The 24,481-nt window shown below is 44.9% G+C and carries 22 protein-coding genes and 1 rRNA gene; 20 read left to right on the top strand and 3 right to left on the bottom strand.

Features of this window, described 5'->3' with window-relative positions; all coding sequences use genetic code 11:
• The 9 genes from HGO97_RS16865 to HGO97_RS16825 form a co-directional block, all read left to right on the top strand.
• Positions 1 to 83 (top strand): 23S ribosomal RNA (locus tag HGO97_RS16865); the annotation flags it as partial.
• Between the two features lie 259 nt (positions 84 to 342).
• A complete protein-coding gene (locus HGO97_RS16860) occupies positions 343 to 1,011 on the top strand; it encodes a response regulator transcription factor (protein WP_216244033.1) in 669 nt (222 codons plus the stop codon).
• Positions 999 to 1,919, top strand: a complete 921-nt coding sequence (locus tag HGO97_RS16855; RefSeq protein ID WP_216244031.1) for a sensor histidine kinase — start codon at positions 999 to 1,001, stop codon at positions 1,917 to 1,919. The genes HGO97_RS16860 and HGO97_RS16855 overlap by 13 nt, the downstream gene beginning before the upstream one ends.
• A gap of 88 nt (positions 1,920 to 2,007) precedes the next feature.
• A complete protein-coding gene (locus HGO97_RS16850) occupies positions 2,008 to 2,697 on the top strand; it encodes an ABC transporter ATP-binding protein (RefSeq protein WP_216244029.1) in 690 nt (229 codons plus the stop codon).
• The gene (locus HGO97_RS16845) at positions 2,690 to 5,185 is read left to right on the top strand and encodes an FtsX-like permease family protein (protein WP_216244008.1); all 2,496 of its coding nucleotides are present in this window, start codon (positions 2,690 to 2,692) and stop codon (positions 5,183 to 5,185) included. Before HGO97_RS16850 ends, HGO97_RS16845 begins: the two co-directional genes overlap by 8 nt.
• Before the next feature lie 182 nt (positions 5,186 to 5,367).
• On the top strand, positions 5,368 to 6,114 hold the full coding sequence (larB, locus tag HGO97_RS16840) for a nickel pincer cofactor biosynthesis protein LarB (RefSeq protein WP_216244007.1): 747 nt from the start codon (positions 5,368 to 5,370) through the stop codon (positions 6,112 to 6,114).
• Complete coding sequence (larC, locus tag HGO97_RS16835) at positions 6,111 to 7,427, top strand: nickel pincer cofactor biosynthesis protein LarC (RefSeq protein WP_216244005.1); 1,317 nt, start codon at positions 6,111 to 6,113, stop codon at positions 7,425 to 7,427. The genes larB and larC overlap by 4 nt, the downstream gene beginning before the upstream one ends.
• Positions 7,411 to 8,307 (top strand): ATP-dependent sacrificial sulfur transferase LarE, encoded by an 897-nt coding sequence (gene larE, locus HGO97_RS16830; protein WP_216244002.1) that lies wholly within the window; start codon positions 7,411 to 7,413, stop codon positions 8,305 to 8,307. The genes larC and larE overlap by 17 nt, the downstream gene beginning before the upstream one ends.
• A gap of 37 nt (positions 8,308 to 8,344) precedes the next feature.
• Complete coding sequence (locus tag HGO97_RS16825) at positions 8,345 to 9,640, top strand: HD-GYP domain-containing protein (protein ID WP_216244000.1); 1,296 nt, start codon at positions 8,345 to 8,347, stop codon at positions 9,638 to 9,640.
• Here HGO97_RS16825 and HGO97_RS16820 read toward each other — a convergent pair.
• Positions 9,637 to 10,944 (bottom strand): MATE family efflux transporter, encoded by a 1,308-nt coding sequence (locus HGO97_RS16820; protein ID WP_216243998.1) that lies wholly within the window; start codon positions 10,942 to 10,944, stop codon positions 9,637 to 9,639. The genes HGO97_RS16825 and HGO97_RS16820 overlap by 4 nt on opposite strands.
• A 332-nt stretch (positions 10,945 to 11,276) precedes the next feature.
• Between HGO97_RS16820 and HGO97_RS16815 the strand changes: the two genes are divergently transcribed.
• The 7 genes from HGO97_RS16815 to HGO97_RS16785 all read left to right on the top strand — a co-directional run bounded on the left by HGO97_RS16815 (position 11,277) and on the right by HGO97_RS16785 (position 19,781).
• Positions 11,277 to 12,446, top strand: coding sequence for a DUF4317 domain-containing protein (locus HGO97_RS16815; RefSeq protein WP_216243996.1), 1,170 nt, complete (start codon positions 11,277 to 11,279; stop codon positions 12,444 to 12,446).
• A 275-nt stretch (positions 12,447 to 12,721) separates the two neighbouring features.
• Positions 12,722 to 13,924, top strand: coding sequence for an amidohydrolase family protein (locus HGO97_RS16810; RefSeq protein WP_216243995.1), 1,203 nt, complete (start codon positions 12,722 to 12,724; stop codon positions 13,922 to 13,924).
• Positions 13,925 to 13,944: 20 nt separating this feature from the next.
• Positions 13,945 to 15,738, top strand: coding sequence for an aminopeptidase P family protein (locus tag HGO97_RS16805; protein WP_216243993.1), 1,794 nt, complete (start codon positions 13,945 to 13,947; stop codon positions 15,736 to 15,738).
• A 236-nt stretch (positions 15,739 to 15,974) separates the two neighbouring features.
• Positions 15,975 to 17,168: a MalY/PatB family protein gene (locus tag HGO97_RS16800; RefSeq protein ID WP_216243991.1), complete on the top strand. Its 1,194-nt coding sequence runs from the start codon at positions 15,975 to 15,977 to the stop codon at positions 17,166 to 17,168.
• A 300-nt stretch (positions 17,169 to 17,468) separates the two neighbouring features.
• Positions 17,469 to 18,101 (top strand): TetR/AcrR family transcriptional regulator, encoded by a 633-nt coding sequence (locus HGO97_RS16795; RefSeq protein ID WP_216243989.1) that lies wholly within the window; start codon positions 17,469 to 17,471, stop codon positions 18,099 to 18,101.
• On the top strand, positions 18,088 to 18,984 hold the full coding sequence (locus tag HGO97_RS16790; RefSeq protein WP_216243987.1) for an ABC transporter ATP-binding protein: 897 nt from the start codon (positions 18,088 to 18,090) through the stop codon (positions 18,982 to 18,984). The genes HGO97_RS16795 and HGO97_RS16790 overlap by 14 nt, the downstream gene beginning before the upstream one ends.
• Positions 18,984 to 19,781 carry an ABC transporter permease subunit gene (locus HGO97_RS16785; protein WP_216243985.1) on the top strand — a complete coding sequence of 266 codons (798 nt, stop codon included), beginning with the start codon at positions 18,984 to 18,986 and terminating at the stop codon, positions 19,779 to 19,781. The genes HGO97_RS16790 and HGO97_RS16785 overlap by 1 nt, the downstream gene beginning before the upstream one ends.
• Here the strand turns inward: HGO97_RS16785 and HGO97_RS16780 are convergent.
• Complete coding sequence (locus tag HGO97_RS16780) at positions 19,756 to 20,367, bottom strand: HEPN domain-containing protein (protein ID WP_216243983.1); 612 nt, start codon at positions 20,365 to 20,367, stop codon at positions 19,756 to 19,758. The genes HGO97_RS16785 and HGO97_RS16780 overlap by 26 nt on opposite strands.
• Complete coding sequence (locus tag HGO97_RS16775; protein WP_216243981.1) at positions 20,360 to 20,746, bottom strand: nucleotidyltransferase domain-containing protein; 387 nt, start codon at positions 20,744 to 20,746, stop codon at positions 20,360 to 20,362. The genes HGO97_RS16780 and HGO97_RS16775 overlap by 8 nt, the downstream gene beginning before the upstream one ends.
• Before the next feature lie 172 nt (positions 20,747 to 20,918).
• Here HGO97_RS16775 and HGO97_RS16770 point away from each other — a divergent pair, with 172 nt between their 5' ends.
• From HGO97_RS16770 to HGO97_RS16755, 4 genes are all read left to right on the top strand, one after another.
• Entirely contained in the window at positions 20,919 to 21,581 is a 663-nt protein-coding gene (locus HGO97_RS16770; protein ID WP_216243979.1) for a response regulator transcription factor, read from the top strand.
• A gap of 113 nt (positions 21,582 to 21,694) precedes the next feature.
• Complete coding sequence (locus HGO97_RS16765) at positions 21,695 to 22,615, top strand: ABC transporter ATP-binding protein (protein WP_216243977.1); 921 nt, start codon at positions 21,695 to 21,697, stop codon at positions 22,613 to 22,615.
• On the top strand, positions 22,608 to 23,414 hold the full coding sequence (locus tag HGO97_RS16760) for an ABC transporter permease (protein WP_216243975.1): 807 nt from the start codon (positions 22,608 to 22,610) through the stop codon (positions 23,412 to 23,414). Before HGO97_RS16765 ends, HGO97_RS16760 begins: the two co-directional genes overlap by 8 nt.
• A 101-nt stretch (positions 23,415 to 23,515) precedes the next feature.
• Positions 23,516 to 24,472 (top strand): sensor histidine kinase, encoded by a 957-nt coding sequence (locus HGO97_RS16755; RefSeq protein ID WP_216243973.1) that lies wholly within the window; start codon positions 23,516 to 23,518, stop codon positions 24,470 to 24,472.
• Positions 24,473 to 24,481: the final 9 nt, after the last annotated feature.

Here is a 24,481-nt window from a genome sequence, read left to right as displayed (position 1 = left end):
AGACGACGAGGTAGATAGGGCAGAGGTGGAAGTGCAGTAATGCATGGAGCTGACTGTTACTAATAGGTCGAGGGCATAACCAAGCAAGGTGATAGGAAATGGATGTTTAAAGATTCTTTGTGTGTAGTTTTGAAGGTACATCAGATAGATGGAATGAGAGGACGATACCGATTGGTATCGTTTTTTTGTGTTTAAAGAACAGTGGGCGCTATAGGAATAAGCAGGATATGAAATTTGCTAATAATCACAGCTCTGTGATTATTCAAAATGGGGAAGAAAGATAAAAGTGAATATGATATGATGATATAAAACAAAGATTTTTATTTATAATGGGGGACATAAATGCAGAGGATTTTAGTTGTGGAAGATGACCAGGAATTAAACCAGGCACTTTGTTATGCTTTGGAAAAAGAAAGTTACACCATAGCTCCGGTCTTTTCAATAAGAGAAGCCAAAGAAGTATATGGGAAAGAACAGATGGATTTGATTCTATTAGACATCAATCTGCCAGATGGAGATGGATTTGAATTCTGTAGGTGGGCGAAAAGGAAACAGGACATTCCAGTTCTATTTTTGAGTGCCCGGGATTTGGAAGAAGATGTACTCATAGGATATGAGCTGGGAGCAGAAGATTATGTGACAAAGCCTTTTTCCATGAAAATCTTATTGAAAAAAATAGATCTGATTTTAAAAAGGACAGTGGCAGATTATAAGCTGTCATTCGATGATGGATATCTCAAGATTGATTTTGAGTCTGTGAAGGTGATGGCAGGCGGGGAGGAGTGTCCGGTCACGCCGACGGAATTCCGCCTGTTACGTCAGTTTGTTCTTCATAAAGGGCAGCTGCTTACATATGATATTCTTCTGGAGAAGTTATGGGACAGTGGAGGTCAGTTCGTGGATAAGCATGCTCTCGCAGTAAATGTAAACCGACTTCGGGGAAAGATCGAGGATGAAGAGCACAAGTATATTTCAAATGTGTATGGGATGGGTTATCAATGGGTTGGTTAATAGGAATCACAATATGTGCTGTTGCGGTCTCATTTATACTGGCTGGGAGGATGTATCTGCTGAAAAAGGATGTTGGTGAATTTGCAGATAAACTGGAAACTTCCCTGGATCGGATTATTTCCGATAAGGAGCTGGTAAATGAAGACGAAACAGAGGATACTCTCTGGGGGAAAAGCTGTGAGAAGCTGGTGCGGGTGCATCATCTATGGACGGAGAAAGAAAAAGAAAATATTCGGAAGAAGGAGCAGATGAAAGAGCTAATTTCTGATATTTCCCATCAAACAAAGACGCCGATTGCCAATATTAAGCTGTATCTGGAGTTCTTACAGGAAGAAAATCTGTCTGAGAGAGGTATGGATTTTCTTAAGAATCTTCAGGGACAGACGGAAAAATTGGAATTCCTTTTGCAGAGCATGGTGAAAATGTCTCGTCTGGAGGCTGGGAGTATCTTAATCAAAAGCAGAGAAGAGAATCTGTATAAGACCCTTGCCCGGGCCGTGGAAGAAATTGTCCCCCCTGCTGCGAAAAAGGGAATTCGAATATTTGTAGATTGTGAAGAAAAAATGTTTCTTAAGCACGATAGTAAATGGACAGAGGAAGCGGTGTTTAATGTGCTGGACAACGCCGTGAAGTATACAGGACCAAAGGGAACGATTCATATATCGGTGATACGACAAGAAATGTTTACAAAAATCGCGATTAAGGATTCTGGTAAGGGGATTCTTTTAGAGCGGCAGGCTCAGATTTTCACACGGTTCTACAGGGAGCCAGAGGTGCACAGTGAGAACGGCATCGGAATAGGGCTTTATCTTACAAGAGAAATCATGGAAATGCAGAATGGATATATAGAAGTGCATTCAGAGCCAGGACAAGGATCTGAATTTTGCCTGTATCTGCCAAATGAATAAGTATCACACATTTGAGATTATTCGAAAATGAGAATGGTTTGTGATTTTTATAGGATATCCTTAAGATATCAAAAAAGGAGGCAGATTTATGGGAGACTGGATCGTAGAGACAAAGGATTTAAAAAAGTATTATAAGCTGGGAGAAAATACAGTAAAAGCGCTGGACGGCGTGAATTTTGCAGTGAAGGAACAAGAATTCACGGCGATTGTGGGAAAGTCAGGCAGCGGGAAGAGCACCCTCCTTCATATGATTGGAGGTCTGGATACGCCCACCAGCGGAAGCGTATATGTAAATGGAAAGAATCTGGCCGGCATGACGAAAGAAAAACTGGCCATTTTCAGAAGGAGAAAGGTAGGATTTGTATTTCAAAGCTATAATCTAGTGCAGGATTTAAATGTATATGAAAATGTTGTTCTTCCGATAGAATTGGATGGACGGCCTATTGATACAGAATTCGTGGACCAGATACTGGATTTATTAAAACTACATGAAAAGAGGGAGGCACTTCCGAATACTCTATCAGGAGGACAGCAGCAAAGAGTAGCCATTGCGAGGGCTGTAGCCTCAAAGCCAGCCATTTTACTGGCAGATGAGCCTACGGGAAATCTCGATACGGCGAGCAGTCATGATGTGCTGGGACTTTTAAAAATTGTAGCAAAACAGTTTGGACAGACCATTATACTGATTACCCATGATAACGATATCGCCCAGCTTGCAGACCGGATCGTGCGCATTGAAGACGGAAAGATCGTGAAGGGAAGTGGTTTCCATGCTTAGGAATAATAACAGAGCAGTGGTTACCCGGATGGCGAGGCGTTCTTTAACAAATAATAAACGGCGCAGCATTACCATGATTCTTGCTGTTTTACTTTCTACATTCCTTCTTTTCAGTGTACTGACTGTAGGAGCTACTTTCTTTAAGATGCAGAGATTGCAGAATATACGGTTGCATGGTGCACAGTATGATGCAATTATGTATGGGGCGACAGAGGAACAACTAAAGCTGTGCAGGGAGAATCCAGATATTGTAAGAATGGGAGCTGTAGGCGTAGCCGGATATGTAGAAGAAACACCACAGGATAAGACGCCTAATGCAGGGTTTATCTGGGCGGACAGTGACTACTGGAACGAAATGATGGAACCGGCGCGGGAATGGGTGAAAGGAGATTACCCGAAAGCGGAAAATGAGGTCATGGCGACCCCAAAAGCATTAAAAGAGTGTGGCTTTGAGGGGGTAGATGTGGGCGACACTATTCAAATGAAATATACGACCCCAAGTGGAAGTGAAGAAAGAACCTTCACGATTTCAGGAATGTGGGATGGATTTGGAGATAAAAAGGCCTTTTTCGTATCAGAGGCATTTTATAAACAGTCAGGATACTCGCTGGCAGAAGTATCTTCAGGACGACTGCATATTGAGTTCAAACAGAAGATAATGACACAGGCAGAACAGGATGCTTTTATAAACAGTCTGAACCTTGGAAAGCAGCAGCGTTTGTTTTTTACGGCAGATATGGGATTGTCAGTCCAGATTCTTTTCGGCATTTTAGGCCTTGTGTTAATTACCTGCTTCTGTGCCTATCTTCTGATTTACAATATTATGTATCTTACAGTGGCCGGAAATATCCGTTATTATGGTCTGCTTCAAACGGTCGGGATGACTTGCAGGCAGGTGTACCATCTGATGGTAGAACAGATGCTTCTGGTTGGCGGAGTTGGAATATCAGGAGGTATTATTCTTGGTTACACTGTTTCTTTTTTCCTCATACCGATTACCGTAAGATCTCTTGGAATTAGCAAAGAAGCAGGGAAGATTGAAATTGCGTTTCATCCGGCAGTGTTTTTCCTGACTATTTTATTTATCGGATTTACAGTTTTTATTGCCAGCCAAAAACCAGCTAAAATGGCAATGAGGTGTTCACCCGTTGAAGCGTTGGGGTATCGACCGAAAACGGGGGCAAAGAAGAGCCATAAAACAGGAAAAGGAAAAATATTGTGGCGTATGGCAGGGGAACAGCTTAGAAAGGATAAGAAAAAAGCTTTCATTGTCATGCTTTCCATGGCAGCCAGCTTATCGGTATTCCTCTGTATGACGACGTTGATTCACAGCCAGGGGGCAAGAGAATTTAATTATAATTATATGGATTTAGATATGGTCGTTAAGAATGATACGATCAAAAAAGAGGACTTATCAGAACACAGGCAGATTATAGACGAAAAGCTTCTGAATGAATTCAAAAAGACAAAGGGAGTGAAAGAAGTTCATCCGGTCATTTATACAGAAATAACAGTTCCGTGGGAACCGGAATTTTCGGACAAATGGATGCGTGAGTTTTATGAGATGTGGATGACAATTCCTTATGAGGATGAAATAGAAGAATATAAAGATCACCCCGAGAATTTTGGCTCCTGTCTGGTAGGAATCAGCCGGACAGATCTGGAAAACCTCAATGAGACGTTGGAAACACCTGTGGATGCAAAAGCATTTGAAAAGGGAGAGACCTGTATTTTAGTAAGAAACGATCTATCATTTAAGGAAAAGGAACTTTTAGGGAAGAAGGTCACCTGTACAGAATATGCTGACATGGAAAATAAACGTACCTTTGAGATTGCAGGACTTACAGATGAAACATATTATAACGCACTCAATGGATATCCACCTACGATCATTGTCAGTGAAAAGGTAGTCAATACATTCGTGGAAAATCCTTGTGTTTTTAAAGTGGGAATCCGTTACGATGAGGAGTATGATGAGGATACAGAGGGCAGGATCTTAGAACTGCTTCAGCAAAGTCCTGATGCAAAAGATTTTTCTTATGATTCTAAAATAGAATTGATGGAGTATGTCAAAAAAGCCCAGGGAAATATGATGGGAGTGGGAATCGGAATTATAGCGATTCTTGCATTGATTGGGTTTATGAATTATGTAAATACCACGGTAGGAAGTATCCAGAGCCGTCAGGTGGAGATTTCTGTTATGGAAAGTATTGGCATGACAGGAAAGCAGTTAAGAAAAATGCTAGTCATGGAGGGAATGCTATATGCAGGAGGCGCCTGGGGCATTACGATAACGATCGGGCTTGCTGTGACATATAAGATTTATCAGTCGGTAAATTATCAAGGAGTGCCATTTGAAGTGCCGATAATATCCGTTCTGGCAGCAATGCTTAGCATTGCTATAATCTGTATGATAGTGCCCGTTCTCGTATACCGAAATCTGGAAAAGAAAGGAGCAGTTGTCGAGCGAATTAAAGGGTTCGAATAATAAAATAGAAAAGAAAGAAATGCCGTCTGAACTATGGCACAGTATCATGCTATAGTTCAGACGGTATTTGTTATTCGTAGATATCCAGGCTGAAATCCTGCGTGACAACGGATAGAAGAAAAGATATAATAATAGATAACGATTTGGGTAATGATCGAACATGAAGAATGAGGTGGCTATAGATGGAAACACATGAAGTATTAGAAAAGGTGAAAAGCGGGGAAATGTCTGTCTCGGAGGCGGAACAGTATTTCCGGCGAGAGCCATTTGAAGAAATGGGGTATGCGAAGCTGGATACACATAGGAAGCTGCGCTCGGGTTTCCCAGAGGTAGTATTCTGTAGTGGTAAGACAGAAGAGCATTTACTCCATATATATCAAAAGCTGTATGAAGAGGAGGGGGAGGTGCTCGGAACAAGAGCCTCCAGGGAACAGTACGAGTTCTTAAAGACGGCGCTTCCGATGGTGGAGTACGACCCACTCTCCAAGATATTGAAAATTGAGAAAAAGGACAAGGAACACATAGGGAAGATCGCGGTCTGTACGGCGGGGACAGCAGATATTCCAGTAGCGGAGGAAGCGGCACAGACGGCCGAATATTTTGGCAGTTATGTGGAACGAATCTACGATGTAGGGGTCAGTGGGATTCACCGTCTGATGTCCCGTCTGGATGTGATTCAGAGTGCAAACTGTGTCATTGCAGCGGCAGGGATGGAAGGCGCCCTGGCAAGTGTCCTGGGCGGGCTTGTGGACAAGCCAGTCATCGCTGTTCCGACCTCAGTCGGGTATGGGGCAAATTTTCATGGGCTGTCGGCACTTCTGACGATGATTAATTCCTGTGCCAATGGAATCGCAGTCGTCAATATCGATAATGGATATGGCGCGGGATATATTGCGACACAAATCAACAGACTGGGGGAAGATAAATGAGCAGAACACTATATTTAGAATGTGGAGCAGGAATCAGCGGGGATATGATGGCAGCGGCACTTTTGGACCTGGGAGCAGATGAACAGGTGCTGCGCCGGACGCTTGAGAGTCTCCATGTTCCCGGGTACCAGATAAAAATCAGCAGAGTCTCGAAAAATGGCTTGGATGCCTGCGATTTCAATGTAGTATTAGACGAAAAGTATGAGAATCATGACCATGATATGGAGTACCTGCATGGTCATGCACATGGCAAGGACCACAGTCACACACAGAAGGACCACACCAGTCATGACCACGTACATGAACATGTTCACACACACTCCCATGTCCACGCTCATAGGAATCTTGGGGATATCTTGTCGATCCTTCGTGATTCAGACATGACGGATCGTGCAAAACACATAGCAGTACGTATTTTTGAAATACTGGCACAAGCGGAGGCAAGGGCTCATGGTGTTCCCATGGAAGAAGTACATTTCCATGAGGTCGGAGCCGTGGATTCAATTGTAGATATTGCGGCCGTGGCAGTCTGCCTGGATGATCTTGGAATAGAAGAGGTCATTGTCCCTGTTTTGAATGAAGGCTCTGGCTATATCCGCTGTCAGCACGGCATGATTCCAGTTCCGGTTCCTGCGGTAGCAGCAATTGTACAGGAGCATGGATTGCCGCTTCATATGACAGGCATCGAAGGAGAACTGGTGACACCGACGGGCGCAGCAATCGCAGCAGCGGTTCGGACAAGCAGCAGGCTGCCAGAACAGTTCATTATTCAGAAAATCGGAATCGGAGCTGGCAAGAGGCAGTATGAGAGGCCGAGCCTGCTGCGTGCCATGCTCATTGAGCCGCAGGGGCAGGAAGAAGATTGCAATCAGGAGGATTGTATCTATAAGCTAGAGACCAATATCGACGACTGTACGGGCGAGGCTTTGGGGTATGTGATGCAGAGGCTTTTGGATGCAGGGGCGAGAGATGTCCATTATATGCCTGTTTTTATGAAGAAGAATCGTCCGGCATACCAGTTAAATGTTATTTGCATGAGGGAAGATGTGGAAAAGCTGGAAGAAATTATTTTTAAGGAGACAACAACCATCGGTATCCGCAGACAGCGGATGGAACGCAGTGTCTTAAAACGGGAGATCAAAGAAGTGGAGACCTCTCTTGGAACGGCAAGGGTAAAAGTATGCAGCCTTCCATCAGGAAATCGCATCTACCCGGAGTATGACAGTGTTGTACAATTAAGTGAAAAGAATCGACTGTCCTGGCAGGATGTCTATAGATTGATTGAGAGGGAAGCCAATGAACGAGATATTTAAAGATTCCAGAGAGGATAGCAGGACGACAAAGCAGCAGCTTTTTTTGGAGAGCATGGACCAATATGCAAGACAGGATGTCGCGGTGGCATTTTCCGGCGGAGCAGACAGCAGCCTTCTTCTAAAGGCGGCCTGTCAGGCAGCGGAAAAGTACACAACGAAAGTCTATGCAGTGACCATACAGACCGAGCTGCATACGGCGGAGGATCTGGAGACTGCGAAACGGGTGGCAGAGGAAACAGGGGCATATCACATGATCCTGCATATTGATGAACTGAAAGAAGCCGGAATTGAACGAAATCCAATCGACCGCTGTTACTTGTGCAAAAAGCTTTTGTTTTCCAGACTTCGGGAGAACGTTGAGAAATTAGGAGTCCATACTATCTTAGAAGGCACCAATGCGGACGACCTAAAAGAATATCGGCCTGGCATCCGGGCAATCCATGAATTAGGAATCGTGAGCCCTCTGGCAGATGCGGGAATGACGAAAGCAGAAGTAAGAGCTCTTGCCTTCTCGTATGGAATCTCAGTGGCAGACCGGCCAGCGTCCCCTTGTATGGCAACACGGTTTCCTTATGGTACCGAACTGACGAAAGAAAAGATGGAAGCAGTTAAACAAGGAGAGGCATACTTAAAGTCCCTTGGATTTTATAATGTAAGATTACGTGTGCAGGAGGAACTCGCCCGAATAGAAATAGACACAGAAGCTTTGAATAAAGCACTGAAATATAGGGAAGAAATTGTAAAGTTTCTAAAGAAACTCGGGTATAAATATATCACACTTGATTTAGAAGGATTTCGTTCAGGGAGTATGGATATTGCACAAGGTAAGGGGGAAGACATGCAGGCATCGAGGGAACAACTGAAAGATAAGATGGAATGATATGAATCAGGGCTGATGAAAGCAGAGAATCTTTTGCATGAAGCCGGAAGGAGTCAGTATGAATGAACGTGTTGTAATAAAAAGTGAGGATATTGTCGGTGTGATCCAGCGTACCTTGAATGAAGTAGATACAAGGCTCGTTGAACACGGCATACGTGTAGCACTCTTGGTGTCAGGAATGCTTAAAGTAGATGGAGGATTCACAGAGAAGGAAAGACAGGATATCTGTATCTTGTCTGTGCTGCATGACATTGGAGCATATAAGACGGAAGAAATCGACCGCCTGGTACAATTTGAAACGCATGATGTCTGGGAACATTCCATCTATGGATATTTATTCCTGCGGTATCTATCCCCTTTGGATGAGTGGGCAGAAGGGGTTCTCTACCACCATGTGCCATATGAAAAGATTCCCAATACAAGAGAGGAAATCAAAAAGACAGCGCAGATGATCAATTTGGCAGACCGGCTGGAAATCTTCAGCAGAAGTGCCAGATCCGAGATGAGTTCAAAACAGATGTGGGAGGCCGCAGAGGAATATCTGCGGAAGAGACCGAAGGGACAGTTTTCAGAAGAAATCCTACAGTGTTTTTTCGATGCTCAGAAACAGTATGCGGTCTTTGACAGGCTCAAAGAGGAAAACATTGATTTTCATGAGGTGTTTCCAACGGTAAGGCTGACCAAGGAAGAACGCGTGAAATATTTGAAAATGATGACCTATGCCATTGATTTCCGAAGCCAGCATACAGTGACCCATACAATCACTACAACCAATATCAGTGAGTATTGTGCAAGATATATGGGAGTCCCGGAAGATCGGATTGAATATATCCGCTACGGAGCTATGCTGCATGATTTAGGCAAAATAGGGATTCCCGTGGAGATATTGGAATATCCGGGAAAACTAAGCGCCCAGGCCATGAACATCATGAGGACGCATGTGGATATTACCGAAAAGATTTTGAATGGAGCTGCTGCAGAGGATGTCACAAGGATCGCTTTGCGCCACCACGAAAAAATAGATGGAAGCGGCTATCCCAAAGGCTTGACAGGAAAGGATATGACATTGGATGAGGAAATTGTGGCGGTATCCGATATTGTCAGTGCGTTGATCGGCACCCGCAGCTATAAGTCTGCATTTTCCAAAGAAAGGACCGTTAAGATTATTGAAAAGATGGCAGAGGAAGGGAAGCTGAATCCTCAAATCGTGTCCGTTATGAAGGAACATTTTGACGAAATCATCGACAAAGTGGCCGATAGTTGTGCTCCCATCCTCCAAAATTATTATGGAATTCAATCAGAATACCGCCGGCTGCTGGTAAAGTTCCTCTAATGTCTGGAACGCATCAGGAGGAATACCGCAGTGACGGTCACCAAAGCTTCTGCCACCGGTACGGTCAGCCAGATTCCGGTCAGCCCGAAAAGAGCTGACAGAAGAAAGGCCAGCGGAATCACCAGTAAAAATCCTCTGAGGCAGGAAATCAGGAATGCATTTCCCGGTTTTGCAATGGAGCTGAAATAGGCAGCAGTGATAATGTTGATTCCCACAAACAGGAATGCAGTAAAATAAAGGTGCATCCCCTCCACTGCAATCGCATGGAGGGCGGTATCGTGCTCCTTGTTAAAGAGTTCTACGATCGGGTCGGAAAAGAGATACGTACATCCATAGGAAATCAGAGCGAATATCACCGAGGCCGTCAGGGCATACCGCAGCACCTTCTTTATATTTGTATCTTCCCTTTTTCCAAAGCACTTGCTCAATACAGGCTGGATTCCCTGGGAGATTCCTGTGAATATGGAAATCAGCACCAAGGCGATATTGGCGAGTATCCCATAGGCTGCAACGCCTAAGTTGCCGCTGTCCTTTAGAATCAGCATGTTAAAGATGATCATAACGATTCCAGAGGAGACTTCCACGATCAGAGAAGAAACTCCGAGGGAACAGATATCCCGAATACTCTTAAAATGTACCTTCGTACGGCAGAAATGGAACTGGTTCTCCTTTTTGATAAAATGCCGGGAAAGAATCAGGATACTGATTACCGGGGCGATTCCTGTAGCGAGTGCCGCACCTGCCATGCCGAGCTGGAACGGGAAGATCAGGATATAATCCAGGATAATATTGGAAAGGCTCCCCAGCAGCATGGCCGTCATAGAAAGCTGCGGCCTTCCGTCATTGCGGACAAAGGCAATGAGCAGGTTGTTCATCATGAACATCGGTGTAAACAGCATCAGGATGCGCAGGTAAACACCGGTCAGCGGGAGAATCGAGGCATCCGCACCCAAAAGAGCGGCAAGCCTGTATGGGAAGAAGAGTCCGGCGATAAAAAAGACGGACGCCAGGCACAGCATGAAACAAAATGCCTGGGTAAAGATGGTTCTTCTCGCGGCCTTATCCCCGCTTCCACCTGCAATAGAAAAACGTGTGGCACCACCGATTCCTACCATCAGTCCCAGCCCATTCAAGAAGCTGTAGACGGGAATCGCAAGGTTCAATGCAGTCAGGCCGTCGGCGCCGACTCCTCTGGCAATGAAAAAAGTATCTGCAAGGATGTAGCAGGACAGCCCGATCATCCCGAATATATTCGCAGAGACATATTTGAGAAAGGTGCGAAAAATAGAGTTTGTCTGATTCATGTAAAATATTCCTCCTGGTTGTTATGATTTTCATTACAAGGAAATTCCTTGCAAAACAGGCTCTATAAAGCATATATTTGCAAAATATCAAGAAAAGCATCCGCTTCCCTATACCTTCAAAGGCCTACCGGTATAGGGGGCGGATGCTTATGTATTCCCTACCCGGCGGCAGGGATGAGCATTCATTTTGGATTGCGAAGGTTATACTAACATAGATTTTAGAAGAAATCAATGCTTTTCTGAAAAGTGATTTCGGTGTAAAATAAAAAAGCCTAAATAGAAATATGACAGTCAGAAAAGATGAAAAATATACCATGAAAGAGGGAAGATAAATGAATAAGAAAGAAGTACTGGAGATCAGAAAACAATTTACACCGGCCAACTGTGCCATCACCCGAATCTGCGGGTGCTATGTGGACCATGAGAAGAACAAGAAAATGGAATCCAAGGAGGCATTCCTTTCTCTGCCGGAGGAAGAGGCATTTAAATACTTTGATATTTTCAAAAAGACCCTCTCCGGGACCATGGGGCGCAACATGCTGAATATGGAATTTCCGCTGGATGCAGAGATGCCGGGAGGAACACAGGAATTTTTAATGAAACTAAGGAACAGTAAGCTGGAGGATGATATCCTGCTGGAAGAGTTTTACGATAAAGTCATTGAAAGTTACATATATGAAGAAAATTATTATGTTGTCCTTATCCACGCGATGTATGATATCCCTGGGAAATCCTCCGATGATATCGAGATGTTCGATGCCTCGGATAATGTGTACGAATATCTGCTGTGCAGCATCTGTCCGGTCAGCCTTTCCAAGCCAGGTCTGTGCTATAATGCAGAGGACAACCGGATTCAGGACCGTATCCGCGATTGGATCGTAGATATGCCAGATAAAGGCTTCATTTTCCCTGCGTTTACGGACCGGAATATGGATATTCATGGAGTACTTTATTATACAAAGAAATCAGAAGATCTTCAGGAGGAACTGATCGATCATGTGTTAGGGGCCAGAATGCCGATGTCCGCGGATACACAAAAGGAGACCTTCCAGATGTTGATTGAAGATACATTGGGAGAAGACGGTGATTATGTGACTGTCCGCAATATTCACGAGACGCTCAATGAACTGATCGAAGAGCATAAGGAGGAGCCGGAGCCTCTGGCACTGGATAAGACCGATGTAAAGAAGATTTTTGAGAAAAGCGGCGTGCCTTCCGAGAAAATGGAGACTTTTGAGCAAACCTTCGAGGAGACCGCAGGGGAAAAAGCATCCCTTTTGGCAGCGAACATCACGGAAACACGGAAGTTCAATATTGAGACACCGGATGTTGTGATCAAGGTCAACCCAGAGCGGATGGACCTCGTTGAGACTCGCATGATCGACGGAAGACAGTGCCTTGTGATCGCAGTGGACGATCATATAGAGGTAAATGGGGTCAATGTGCGCACTATGAAGGCTCCAGGGAGCATACAGGTAGTGAACGAAGAGGAAGAAGAATAGGAAAAATTGCTATAAAATGTTTTAAAAAGCTGTGGCAGAGGAAATAGACTCCTTTGTCACGGCTTTTTTAGAGAAATGTACTAATTATAGTGACAGGTGACTCCGGGATTGTAGTAAAAAAGTATAGACTAAGACCCTAACTATGATTGAAATATTGTATAAAATGTGGTATTGTTAAAATATGGACAATGAGAGGCCGTTATTTGGGTGTATATGGTCTTGTGGCATGGGGAATGTCAAAAAGCAGTGTTGTCCGGGAAAGGAAGGTATAAGGCATGATTTATTGTGGAAAACATTTATTGACAGGAGACGGTAAGACACATTTGACAGATGCAGCAGTTGTTGTGAATGAGGCAGGCAAGATTCAGGATGTGGGTGCGAAGGCAGATATGGTGCAGAAGTATCCGAATGAAGAAGTGAAGGATTACGGAGATGTGACACTTCTTCCAGGACTGTGCGATATGCATGTACATTTCGGATATTATTACAGCCAGCCGGACCAGTATAATTTTGATGATTTTATGATTGCTTATTATGCACAGGAGCAGGCTAAGATCGCGTTAAGCCTTGGTATCACCACTGTGCGTGACCTTTCTTCACCGCATAATCTGTTAAAGCAGCTTCGTCTGGCTGGTGAGAAGGGATACTGTAAGGTACCGAGAATCATCCATTCTGATGCAGGTATGTGCATGACTGGCGGACATGGACACGATGATGGAATCGAAGAGGTAGACGGTGAATGGGAGATTCGTAAGGAAATCAGGAAGCAGATCCGCGATGGCGCAGACTGGGTGAAGATTCTGACAAGCAACCGTACAAGTATTCCAGAGTTCACACAGGAAGAACTGAATGCAGCAGTAGATGAGTCACACCGTGTAGGCAGGAAGTGTGCAGTTCATGCAGGACTTCAGCCGGCACTGCAGATGTCGATCGACGCTGGTTTTGATACAATCGAGCATGGTACTTTCCTTACATATGAGCAGGTAAAACAGATGGCAGCCAATGGACAGGCATGGGTTCCTACGATGACAGCTTACACAGTACTTTATGAATTCTGCAAAGAAAAGATCGAAGCAGGATTTAACGAAGGTGACAGAATCGCAGCTAAGGCAATCAAGGATATGGCATTCTTTGAGCCGGCTTACAACGCTTATAAAGATAACTTTAAGAAGTTCTATGACACAGGCGTGACTGTCTGCACAGGAAGTGATATGGTTCTGTACGAGGCACCGCCGCTTCCGATCAACCGTGAGATGGAATTGATGGTCGAATATGGAATTACACCGATCCAGGCAATTGAGACGGCAACTTCTAACCCGGCTAAGGTCCTTGGAATGGAAGATATCATGGGACAGTTAAAACCAGGACTTGAAGCAGATATGGTTGTTGTGAAGGGCAATGTAGCTGAGGACATCAAAGCTGTGAATAATCTGGTAGATGTTTATATGAGCGGTGAATTAGTTTACGGAAATAAATAATAAGAAAGAAGGACATGGACATGAACGTTACAGAGCGTGTGGAAGCACTGAGAAAAGTTATGGCTGAAAAGGGAATCGATGCATATATGATTCCATCTGCCGACTTTCATCAGAGTGAATATGTAGGAGAGTATTTTAAGGCAAGAAGATATATTTCAGGTTTTACAGGCTCCGCAGGAACTGTAGTCATCACACAGAATGACGGCGGACTGTGGACAGACGGAAGATATTTTATCCAGGCAGAGGCACAGTTAAAGGGAAGTCCGATTCGTCTGTTCAAGATGAATGAGGAAGGCTATCCTACAGTAGAAGAATATCTTGCAGATGTAGTACCTGAGGGCGGTACGGTTGGATTTGACGGACGTGTCATCCCAGTCGTGGAAGGAAAGGCCCTGGAGGAAGCATTTGCAGAGAAGCAGATCAAGATGCATGACACCGAAGATCTGATTGATCTGATCTGGGAAGACCGCCCGGCAATGTCTGAAGAAAAGGCGTTCCTTTTGGATGTGAAATATGCAGGAGAATCTTTCGAGGAAAAACTGGAAAGAATTCGTAAAGTAATGCGTGAGAATAAAGCTTGCGTCCATGTGATTGCAACTCTGGATGAGGTTGCCTGGTTGTTCAATATCCGTGGAAATGATGTGGTCTATACTCCAGTTATCTTAGGATATGCAGCAGTCACACTGGATAAAGTATATCTGTTCATGGATGAGAGAAAACTGAATGATGAGATCAAACAGTCCTTTGGAAGTACAGAGGTAGAGATTCGGCCATATAATGACGTTTACGACTATGTGAAGAGCCTGTCTAATGATCAGGTGATCATGATCGACCCGGAAAGAATGAACTACATGCTTTACAAGAGCATCCCGGCAGGTGTTGCCAAGGTAGAGGCAGAGAATCCGGCAGTCCTGATGAAGGCAATGAAGAATGACGTAGAGATCGCCAACACAAGGAATGCTTATATTAAAGATGGAATTGCCTGCACGAAGTTCATGTACTGGCTGAAGACCAATGTGGGCAAGATGAAGATTACAGAAATCACGGCAGCAGATGAGCTGGAACGTTTAAGAAGAGAACAGGAAGGCTTTATTGACCTGAGCTTTGAGACCATCGCAGGTTACAAAGAGCATGCTGCAATGATGCATTATGCAGCAACACCAGAATCAGACTATGAACTGAAACCAGAAGGAATGCTGCTGGTAGATTCCGGCGGACACTATTATGAAGGAACTACAGATATCACGAGGACCTATGTATTAGGCGAACTCAGTGACGAGTTAAAGACACACTATACAACCGTTTTACGCTCCATGATCGATCTGTCTTTAGCAAAATTCCTCTATGGCTGCCGCGGATACAACCTGGATATCCTGGCAAGACAGCCCGTATGGGATTTGGGACTGGACTTCAAATGCGGTACAGGACATGGTGTAGGTTATATCCTGAGTGTACATGAAGGACCGACTGGCTTCCGCTGGTATATCGTACCAGAAAAGCATGAGACACATCCATTTGAAGAAGGCATGATCATTACAGATGAGCCGGGAATCTATATCGAAGGTTCCCATGGAATCCGTACAGAGAATCAGCTTCTTGTGAAGAAAGCGGAAAAGAATGAGAATGGACAGTTCATGGTATTTGAAAATATTACCATGTCTCCGATCGATCTGGACGGAATCAATCCTGAGCTTTTAACAAAGCGGGAGAGAGATTATCTGAACGCCTACCACAAACAGGTCTATGATGTGATTGGACCGCATCTGACAGAAGAAGAACGCGAGTGGCTGAAAGAATACACAAGAGAAATCTAGTACAAAGTCCGGTATCACGGCATTCAGAGAATTAAGTAATAAATAGAGAATTTATAATACCTAATTGGGACTATTCATGTCTGATAAGGTATATAATAAATAACCGAAGCATAAGGGGTGCATAAGATAACTTGGGCACCTCTTATGCTTTATTCAGGACAGTGGTATATCCAGAAGATATAGGCTGTGGTATACTCTTTGTGTAGTTACAGATACCAAGGAAAGGAAAAGATAGTATGAAATACGATTTTACAACGATTATGGACAGGGCAGGACATGATGCTCTTGCATTAGATGTAATACCAGTGGCAGATGTAGAAGTAAAGGAGGGCTTTTCCAGACTCCCGATGTGGGTCGCTGACATGAATTTTCCAACTCTTCCGACGATTCTTATGTCGGTACAGGAACGGTTAAAGCATCATCATTTTGGGTATTTCAGTATGTCAGATGCTTATTTTGACAGTATCATTAACTGGCAGAAGGAACGGTTCGGGGTGACGGGATTGACACGGGATGCGATTGGGTATGAGAATGGAGTCCTGGGCTGCGTCTCCTCCACGATTCAGGCATTTACTGCGCCTGGCGAGGATATCCTGCTTCACTCCCCGACCTATATCGGATTTACGAAGACCATCGAGAATACCGGAAGAAACATTGTCTTAAGTGATTTAAAGATGGATGAAAGCGGAGTCTGGCGCATGGATTATGAAGACATGGAAAAGAAGTTAAAGGAACATAAGATCCACTGTGCAGTGATCTGTTCTCCACATAACCCGACGGGAAGAGTCTGGGAGAGGGAAGAACTGGAAAAGGCGATGGAGCTGTACAAGAAGTACGACTGCGTTGTGATTTCAGATGAGATCTGGGCCGACATTACAATGCCGGGTTATACACATATCCCGACACAGATGGTATCTGAGGACGCGAAGAACCGGATTGTCAGCGTATATGCACCGTCCAAGACATTTAACCTTGCCGGACTGATTGGTTCCTACCATGTGATTTATAATTCTTATTTACGTGACCGCGTAGAAAGAGCATCCGCGGCTTCCCATTATAATTCCTGCAATGTTTTGTCCATGCATGCACTGACAGGTGCTTATTGTGAGGAAGGAATGGTGTGGGTGGATGAGCTGCGGGAAGTGTTGAGCAGCAATGTGGACTATGCCTATGATTACATCACATCCAACTTCAAAGGCGTGAAGCTGGCAAAGCCGCAGGGAACCTATATGCTGTTTCTGGACTGCGAAGAGTGGTTAAAGGAGCACGAAAAGACGCTGGATGAATTGTTAAAGGCCGGAATCGAGGTCGGTGTGATCTGGCAGGACGGCAGACCGTTCCATGGAGAATATGCCATCCGCGTAAACCTTGCATTGCCTCACGAATTGGTGAAAGAGGCAATGGAACGACTTCGCAAGTATGTATTTTAACCTTGTGAAAGAACTAGACAGTGGCAAGTATAGATTGAGGTAAAGAATAAAAGCTGTAATGACAGAGCAGTTATGGAAATTATGGGTCCAGAGATTTTCGTAACAGCTCTGTCATTTTGTTGTAATATTTTAAAAATATAAAATTACAGCATGATGGGGGGTTGCAAATTATAGTCAATCGTGTATTCTGATACTAAGGGTTGACTGGAAGGGTCAAACCGATCAGGTCAAAGCGAGTCAGTCCAGTCGGGGGCAGCCCAGTCTGGCATATAGCTCCACAGTATTTGAGGGGAGGACATCATGAACGAAAAGTTTTATTCACTTCCGGAGGAGAAGCAGCGTTCGATTTTGAATGCCGCCATGGAGGTGTTTGCAAAGAATGAGTATAAGCGGGCTTCCACGGATCTGATTGCGGCAAAGGCAGGCATATCCAAAGGGCTTCTGTTCTATTATTTCCATAATAAGAAGGAACTGTATCTGTTCCTGTATGATTACCTGATCGAGGTGATGAAAGAGCAGGTGATTGATTCTAAGTTTGGGGACATTACAGATTTTTTCGAACTTTTGAACTATTCTGCCTCTATGAAAATGAAAATCCTGAAGAAGAATCCATATATCATGGATTTTGCGATGCGGGCTTTTTATTCGGAGAAGGAGGAGGTATCGGAGCAGCTGAAAGTGGTGAACCTCATGCAGGAGGACCAGCTTTATCAGATGTATTTCAGCGGAATTGATACTTATAAGTTTAAGGATGGGGTAGACCCATACCATGTCTATAAGATGCTGCGGTGGATGGCGGACGGATACATGCATGATGTGCAGATGACGGGCAGCCAGGTCAGCCTGGCAGAGCTAAGGTCAGAATTTTGTATGTGGACAGGAATGATGAGGAAACTGGTGTATAAGGAGGAGTATCAGGATGAGCGTGATTGAGATCAGCCATATTACGAAAGATTACGGACAGGGACGGGGCGTTTTTGATGTCAGCTTTTCCGTACATAAAGGAGAGGTACTGGGATTCTTAGGACCCAACGGAGCGGGCAAGACGACGACCATACGGCAGCTGATGGGATTTATCAAGCCGGATCATGGGACACTTACGATTCTGGGGAGGGACTGTTTTAAAGAGGCGGATGTGATCCAGAGGTCATTGGGCTATCTGCCGGGAGAGATTGCATTTATTGATTCCATGAACGGAATGGAATTCATCCGTTTTGTGGCGAAAATGAAGAATATGAAGGGGATGGGCCGGGCACAGGAACTGATGGAACGCTTCGAACTGGATGCCATGGGGAAGCTGAAAAAGATGTCCAAGGGCATGAAGCAGAAGATCGGCATCGTGTGTGCATTTATGGATCCTTCCGCAGAGATCCTGATTCTGGATGAGCCGACTTCCGGGCTTGATCCGCTGATGCAGAGCCGGTTCGTGGAGCTGGTTCTTGAGGAGAAGAAGGCAGGAAAGACGATTCTGATGTCTTCCCATATGTTTGAGGAAATCGAGCGTACCTGTGACCGCGCCGCCATTATCCGTGAAGGGAAACTGGTGGCTGTGGAAGAAATCGAGAAGCTGAAAGAGGGAAGGCAAAAGAATATCGAGATTACCTTTCAAGATACAGGGATGGCCAAGGCATTTGCGGCAGAATTTCCGAAGGCAGTTTATCAGGACGGAAGCAGGACTGTAACTGCCAGAGTAGGAAGAAATCTGGACTCTTTTATCAAGAAGGCGGGAGAGTACACGATCACAGACCTGGATGTGCGTACGCAGAGTCTGGAAGAATTCTTCATGCATTTTTACGGAGAGGGGGCTGATAAGTAATGAGTGCGACTTTATTTAAGAAAGAAATCAAATCCAACTGGCTGCTGCTTGTGATTTTCCTTGCGGTGCTCAGTATGTATGGCACGATGATCACGATGATGTTCGATCCGAAGCTGGGGGACAGCCTGAAAATGATGGCAGAGAGTATGCCGGATCTGTTTGCGGCGTTTGGAATGCTGGATGTGGGGACCACCCTGTTGGAGTTTGTGTCAGGATATTTATATGGGATGCTTTATGTGGCATTTCCGGGAGTATTCATTATCATCCTTTGCAACCGGCTGGCGGCAAAGTATGTGGACAACGGGTCCATGGCATATCTGCTGGCAGTACCTAAGAAACGCTGGAATATCATGCTTACACAGGGTGTCTTTATGCTGACGGCTCTGGTGGTCATGGTGGTGTATATTACCGCTCTGGTCCTGTTGGTCAGTGAAGTTCTGTTTCCGGGAGAGATGGAGACGGCGGCTTTCCTGAGAGTGAATGTGGGGCTTTTAGGACTGCTGGTCTTCTTTGGAGGGGCTTGTTTCTGTGCATCCTGTTTCTGCAATGAATCCAGGACTTCTTCTGGAATCAGTACGGCAGTTGTAGTATATTCCGTTCTTGTGCAGATGATCTCACAGGTGGGGGATAAATTCGAGAATCTGAAATATGCGACGCCTCTGACCCTGTTCCATGTGGATGGACTGGCAGCAGGAGACGGGGAAGCGTGGATGACCTGTGTGATCCTGTATGCGGTCGGGCTTACGCTCATGGGGATTGGAATCGTCAGGTTCAGTAAGAGGGATCTGCCGCTGTAAAACCAAAAAGCCGGCCGGAAGTGTGAAAATTCCTGTCGGCTTTATTAGCAGCGAAGCAGTGCTTTGAATGCAAATGCCATGATCTGTTTTTGAAAATATTATAATAGCAGTTCCATTCGAAATTATCATGTATTATCAGATTCTTAGGAAGCTTTTTACTTAATTTATCTTTGGCGATCTCATCTAATTCAGGGTTCAGCTCATAACTCATATGATTCAGATCCAGGAATCTTTTCACTTCCTGTAGCCCGGTCTGGATTCGGTCTGCCTCAAGGCGAATATCAAAATTATATCTTTTGTCGGATTCCCAGGCGGCAATTTCATACTGATTTTGTTCAATCCAGTCTGTGATAACAACTACGGAACCATGATTCCGTGACATCGTAATTAACTTAAATATATTATGTGTCTGGGGAACAGTAACACCCTTACATTCCAGAAAGGCCTTCAATGTTTTTTCAATGCACTGCTGCAGATTATAAGCTACATCATTTAGATACATTTCATCATTGTTATAGTATTGCATGAGATGCATTGCAACATCATAACAATGATATGCTGATTTAAAATACCGAATATCACACATCGTTGTCCCTCCTATATACAATAACACCAGTCTTTGCTATCTCGTTTTTCAGGCGTTCACCCAATTTGGTATTAAAAATAATATCTAAATCACTTTCTATTTGATCCAAACAGGCATCAATTCCCAACCTGGTATCATCTTTGATAATTAATACATCCAGATCACTTGCGGAATGACAGTTAAAGTGTATGGCACTTCCAAAAACTATAATTCCGATAACATGAGGATCTTCTTTTACAGCTGTTATAAGTGCCGCAACATCCTTTTGTTTTAAAGGATGGATGTGATTTACATTTTCGTAGTCCAAATTGAAAAGAATGTCAAAGTCCCAAAGGTTCTCTCCATGATGGTGAATATACTCCTGAATATTTTTACCCATAACATATACGTTCTTTCGGAAAATAAATCTGATACTTCTTCAAAAGATTATAGCATGTTGACCATAGAATAACCAGTGCAATATTTCTGCATTGCTTCTATCCCTTAGTTCATGGTATCATAATCATATTAAAGTTACATGCTGGAAAATGAGAAATGAAGAGGAGCCCCCCATGCAGTCCATACTAATCATTGAAGACGACCCAAATATCAACAATATGATCTTTGAATATCTACAGGAGAACAACTACGCCTGCACCCAGGCATTTTCAGGAACGGAGGGTGCCCTGCGCTTCCAGATGGAGCACTTTGACCTGATCCTTCTGGACCTGATGCTTCCGGGGCAGACCGGGGAGGAGCTGATTCATACCTTCGCGGGAAAAGGCCCTGTCATTGTGCTGTCCGCGAAGAATGAACTGGACAGCAAGGTGGAGCTTTTATCTTCTGGGGCGAACGACTATATCTGTAAGCCCTTTGACCTGCGGGAGCTTCTCGTGCGTATCCAGGTCCAGCTTCGCAGCACGCAGACCTTTGACTCCGATAGTGTCATTCATTATAAGGAGTGGTCACTGGACCCGGAGACACAGGAGATGAGGGTATCGGGGAAGAACATCGATTTTACGAAGCATGAATTCAAGATTCTGGAACTGCTCTGTAAGCACCCCAGGAAGGTCTTTACCAAGCAGGTCATCTACGAATATGCCTGGGGGGATGAGGTCTATATCGAAGATAAGACGATCAATGTGCACATCAGCAACATTCGCTCCAAGCTAAAGGCAAGCGGAACGGATGCCTATATACAGACGGTATGGGGGATGGGCTTTAAACTTTCTTAACCTTTTCTTTGCGATTTTTGAATCCTGCGCGGTTACACTGTAGATAACAGCAAAGGATGAGCGTACAGGGATGAGAATCATAAGTACGCTATAAGGCAAAGAAAGGAGCTGCCATGAATACAGAATATGCAGTCAGAACAAATAATTTAACGAAGATATACGGCACAAAAGCCGCCGTGAGCCACCTCAATATGGAGGTGAAGTCCGGTGACATCTATGGATTTATCGGCCGGAACGGTTCCGGCAAGTCTACCACATTAAAGATGTGCTGTGGACTGGTACATCCGACGGAGGGAGAAATCTCGCTCTATGGTTCATCTGTGAAGGACCAGACTGCACGCCGCAGGGTAGGGATGCTGATCGAGGAGGCCGGGTTGTATCCTCATATGACCGCCAGAGACAACATGGTCTTGAATGCCAAGTGTCTGGGGCTTACGGATCTGCGCAGTGTGGATACGATTCTGGATCTGATGAACTTATCCGGGACCGGGAAGAAGAAGGTGAGACAGTTTTCCATGGGAATGAAGCAGAGGCTGGGAATCGCCATGGCACTACTGGGGAATCCGGACCTTTTAATTCTCGACGAGCCCATCAACGGCCTGGACCCGGAGGGGATTCGGGAAGTCCGGGAATGTCTGATTCGGTTGAATGCGGAGGTAGGAAAGACAATTATTATTAGTTCCCATATCTTAGGAGAACTGAGCAAGCTCGCCACCCGCTATGGAATCATCAAGGAAGGTGAACTGATCCGTCAGATTTCCAGACAGAAGCTGGAGGAGCAGTGCAGAGATTATCTGGATCTCAAGGTAGACGATGCCGACAGGACAGCAGCCCTGATTTCGGAGCATTACCCGGAAGCGGTTTATGAGGTGTTTGGTAGAAACCAGCTCCATGTTTTCGACTTTCAGGAGTCGGCGCCTCTGACTGCACTACTCGTGCAGAACGGGATTGCGGTTCATTCCAACAGCCTGCACCGGATGGATCTGGAGGAATATTTCCTGGATCTGATGGAAGGGGGTGCACACCATGCTTAATCTTCTGCGTATGGATCTGTACCGTATTGTCCACAGCAAGAGCTTTTACATCTGCTTTGGCGCCCTGATACTGTGCAACTTCATGACATTTGGAATATTGCTTTTGCTTACGAACCCGACTCTAAGAGATTTGATCATGCAGTATGGGGCAGAGCTGAGCGCCGGCTCGGACCAGATTAAAGAGGCCTTGTCTACGGCTTCCATCCTGGAAGTGTACCGTCAGGGAACCATCGGAGGCGGACTTTTCTCTGTGAGTACTGGAATTCTTGCATCACTGTTCATCTGCACAGATTTTGACTGTGGATTCATTAAGAATATCATGGCGGCCCATGAGAATAAGTGGGATTATATTCTCAGCAAAATGTGTAGTCTGATACTGATTAATTTGCTGTATCTGGTGGGATCTTTTATCACACTTCTGCCATTAAATCTGATCAGCGGCGGTGTTTTTGCCTGGTCATCGACAGCGGATATCCTGTTTTACCTGTTTTCAGCCTGGATGGTGACAAATGGCTTATCTGCGCTGACCATGCTGATCTGTATTGTGACACGCAGTAAGGCGGCTGGAATCGCAGGGGCGATCTGTTTGAACGGCGGATTGATCGTGATGATTCTGAATGCCCTGCTTGGTCTGTTTGGCCTGCAGTGGCTGACAAAGTACAGCCTGTATGTCAATCTCGCATCACTGCCCAGTTCATTTGAAGGAAACTATAGTCTTCAGGCGTGCATTACCGGGCTTGTATTTCTGGTCATCTATACGGTGATCAGCAAAATTGTACTGACGCGCAGGGACATTTGACCTAGACAGGCTGCGGAGAAACCTGATTTGATAAGCAGGCAGTGGAGCAGGTCGCGAAGCTGCCTGTATCATCGGGAAGATGGTTTAGGAGGAACGTGTGGATGTTTGTTCTCATTGTGATATTGATTTTGATTGTAATTATATTATCGTCGCTGCTTATCCTTTATATCAGGGAAGTCCACCATCTTAAGAGCCAACTGGAACAATTGGAGGCAGGCTCCCAGATGGAACTGACGACGAATACGAGGAACCCTGCTTTTGTGCAGCTCTATCAGAAGCTGAATTATATTTTTTCCGGTTCCCACGCAAGAGATCAAAGATATATCCGTTCTCAGAACCAGTTGAAGCAGTCTATTTCCGATATCGCACATGACATCCGAACCCCCCTTACGAGTGCGTCTGGTTATCTGCAGATGCTTAAGGACTGTACAGATTCCGCCAAGCAGCTTCGATATGAAAATATCATTGAAAAACGGATCGCAGAATTAAAGGATATGCTGGAAGAACTGTTTCTGTACACCAAACTTACCAGTGAGGAGTTTTCACTGGAATGCCGGGATACGGCGGTATTTCCTGTTCTGAGTGAGTGTATGATTGGACTATATCATGTATTTGAAGAGAAGGGCATAGAGCCGGATATCCGGTTCGAAGATGAAGCACTCTGCGTGTCAGCGGCACCGGAGGCTTTGTCCCGTATTTTCCGCAATCTGATTAACAACGCCCTCCTGCATGGCGCAGGGGGACTTTGTATTGTCCAAAAGGGAACAACACTTACTTTTATGAATCCCATAGAGAATGCAAAAGCGATTGATGTGGAGCAGATCTTCGAACGCTTTTATAAGGCGGACCAGACACGAAAGAAAGGTTCCTCAGGGCTTGGGCTTGCCATTGTCAAAGAATTATGTCTGCGCATGGGTGGCACTGTGAAGGCGGAGATTAGGGAGGAACAAAAGCTGGCAATTACGGTTACATTTTTACCGGGACATCCTTTGAAAGGGCCGAAAAGCCCGGAAAAGAATGAGTCGGAAAGGCAGAGGGGAATACAGGAAGAATGTTAGGAAGAAGCT

This window comes from Faecalicatena faecalis (genome assembly GCF_012524165.2).
Classification (GTDB): domain Bacteria; phylum Bacillota; class Clostridia; order Lachnospirales; family Lachnospiraceae; genus Faecalicatena_A; species Faecalicatena_A faecalis.
The sequence above is the reverse complement of the archived record's forward strand: the minus strand, read 5'-3'. Positions and strand labels throughout refer to the sequence as shown.

Bases quoted from the DNA above. Each gene is read 5' to 3' on its own strand.
- HGO97_RS16860 (WP_216244033.1), top strand. From the start codon at position 343: ATGCAGAGGATTTTAGTTGTGGAAGATGACCAGGAATTAAACCAGGCA.
- HGO97_RS16855 (WP_216244031.1), top strand. From the start codon at position 999: ATGGGTTGGTTAATAGGAATCACAATATGTGCTGTTGCGGTCTCATTT.
- HGO97_RS16850 (WP_216244029.1), top strand. From the start codon at position 2,008: ATGGGAGACTGGATCGTAGAGACAAAGGATTTAAAAAAGTATTATAAG.
- HGO97_RS16845 (WP_216244008.1), top strand. From the start codon at position 2,690: ATGCTTAGGAATAATAACAGAGCAGTGGTTACCCGGATGGCGAGGCGT.
- larB (WP_216244007.1), top strand. From the start codon at position 5,368: ATGGAAACACATGAAGTATTAGAAAAGGTGAAAAGCGGGGAAATGTCT.
- larC (WP_216244005.1), top strand. From the start codon at position 6,111: ATGAGCAGAACACTATATTTAGAATGTGGAGCAGGAATCAGCGGGGAT.
- larE (WP_216244002.1), top strand. From the start codon at position 7,411: ATGAACGAGATATTTAAAGATTCCAGAGAGGATAGCAGGACGACAAAG.
- HGO97_RS16825 (WP_216244000.1), top strand. From the start codon at position 8,345: ATGAAGCCGGAAGGAGTCAGTATGAATGAACGTGTTGTAATAAAAAGT.
- HGO97_RS16820 (WP_216243998.1), bottom strand. From the start codon at position 10,944: ATGAATCAGACAAACTCTATTTTTCGCACCTTTCTCAAATATGTCTCT.
- HGO97_RS16815 (WP_216243996.1), top strand. From the start codon at position 11,277: ATGAATAAGAAAGAAGTACTGGAGATCAGAAAACAATTTACACCGGCC.
- HGO97_RS16810 (WP_216243995.1), top strand. From the start codon at position 12,722: ATGATTTATTGTGGAAAACATTTATTGACAGGAGACGGTAAGACACAT.
- HGO97_RS16805 (WP_216243993.1), top strand. From the start codon at position 13,945: ATGAACGTTACAGAGCGTGTGGAAGCACTGAGAAAAGTTATGGCTGAA.
- HGO97_RS16800 (WP_216243991.1), top strand. From the start codon at position 15,975: ATGAAATACGATTTTACAACGATTATGGACAGGGCAGGACATGATGCT.
- HGO97_RS16795 (WP_216243989.1), top strand. From the start codon at position 17,469: ATGAACGAAAAGTTTTATTCACTTCCGGAGGAGAAGCAGCGTTCGATT.
- HGO97_RS16790 (WP_216243987.1), top strand. From the start codon at position 18,088: ATGAGCGTGATTGAGATCAGCCATATTACGAAAGATTACGGACAGGGA.
- HGO97_RS16785 (WP_216243985.1), top strand. From the start codon at position 18,984: ATGAGTGCGACTTTATTTAAGAAAGAAATCAAATCCAACTGGCTGCTG.
- HGO97_RS16780 (WP_216243983.1), bottom strand. From the start codon at position 20,367: ATGTGTGATATTCGGTATTTTAAATCAGCATATCATTGTTATGATGTT.
- HGO97_RS16775 (WP_216243981.1), bottom strand. From the start codon at position 20,746: ATGGGTAAAAATATTCAGGAGTATATTCACCATCATGGAGAGAACCTT.
- HGO97_RS16770 (WP_216243979.1), top strand. From the start codon at position 20,919: ATGCAGTCCATACTAATCATTGAAGACGACCCAAATATCAACAATATG.
- HGO97_RS16765 (WP_216243977.1), top strand. From the start codon at position 21,695: ATGAATACAGAATATGCAGTCAGAACAAATAATTTAACGAAGATATAC.
- HGO97_RS16760 (WP_216243975.1), top strand. From the start codon at position 22,608: ATGCTTAATCTTCTGCGTATGGATCTGTACCGTATTGTCCACAGCAAG.
- HGO97_RS16755 (WP_216243973.1), top strand. From the start codon at position 23,516: ATGTTTGTTCTCATTGTGATATTGATTTTGATTGTAATTATATTATCG.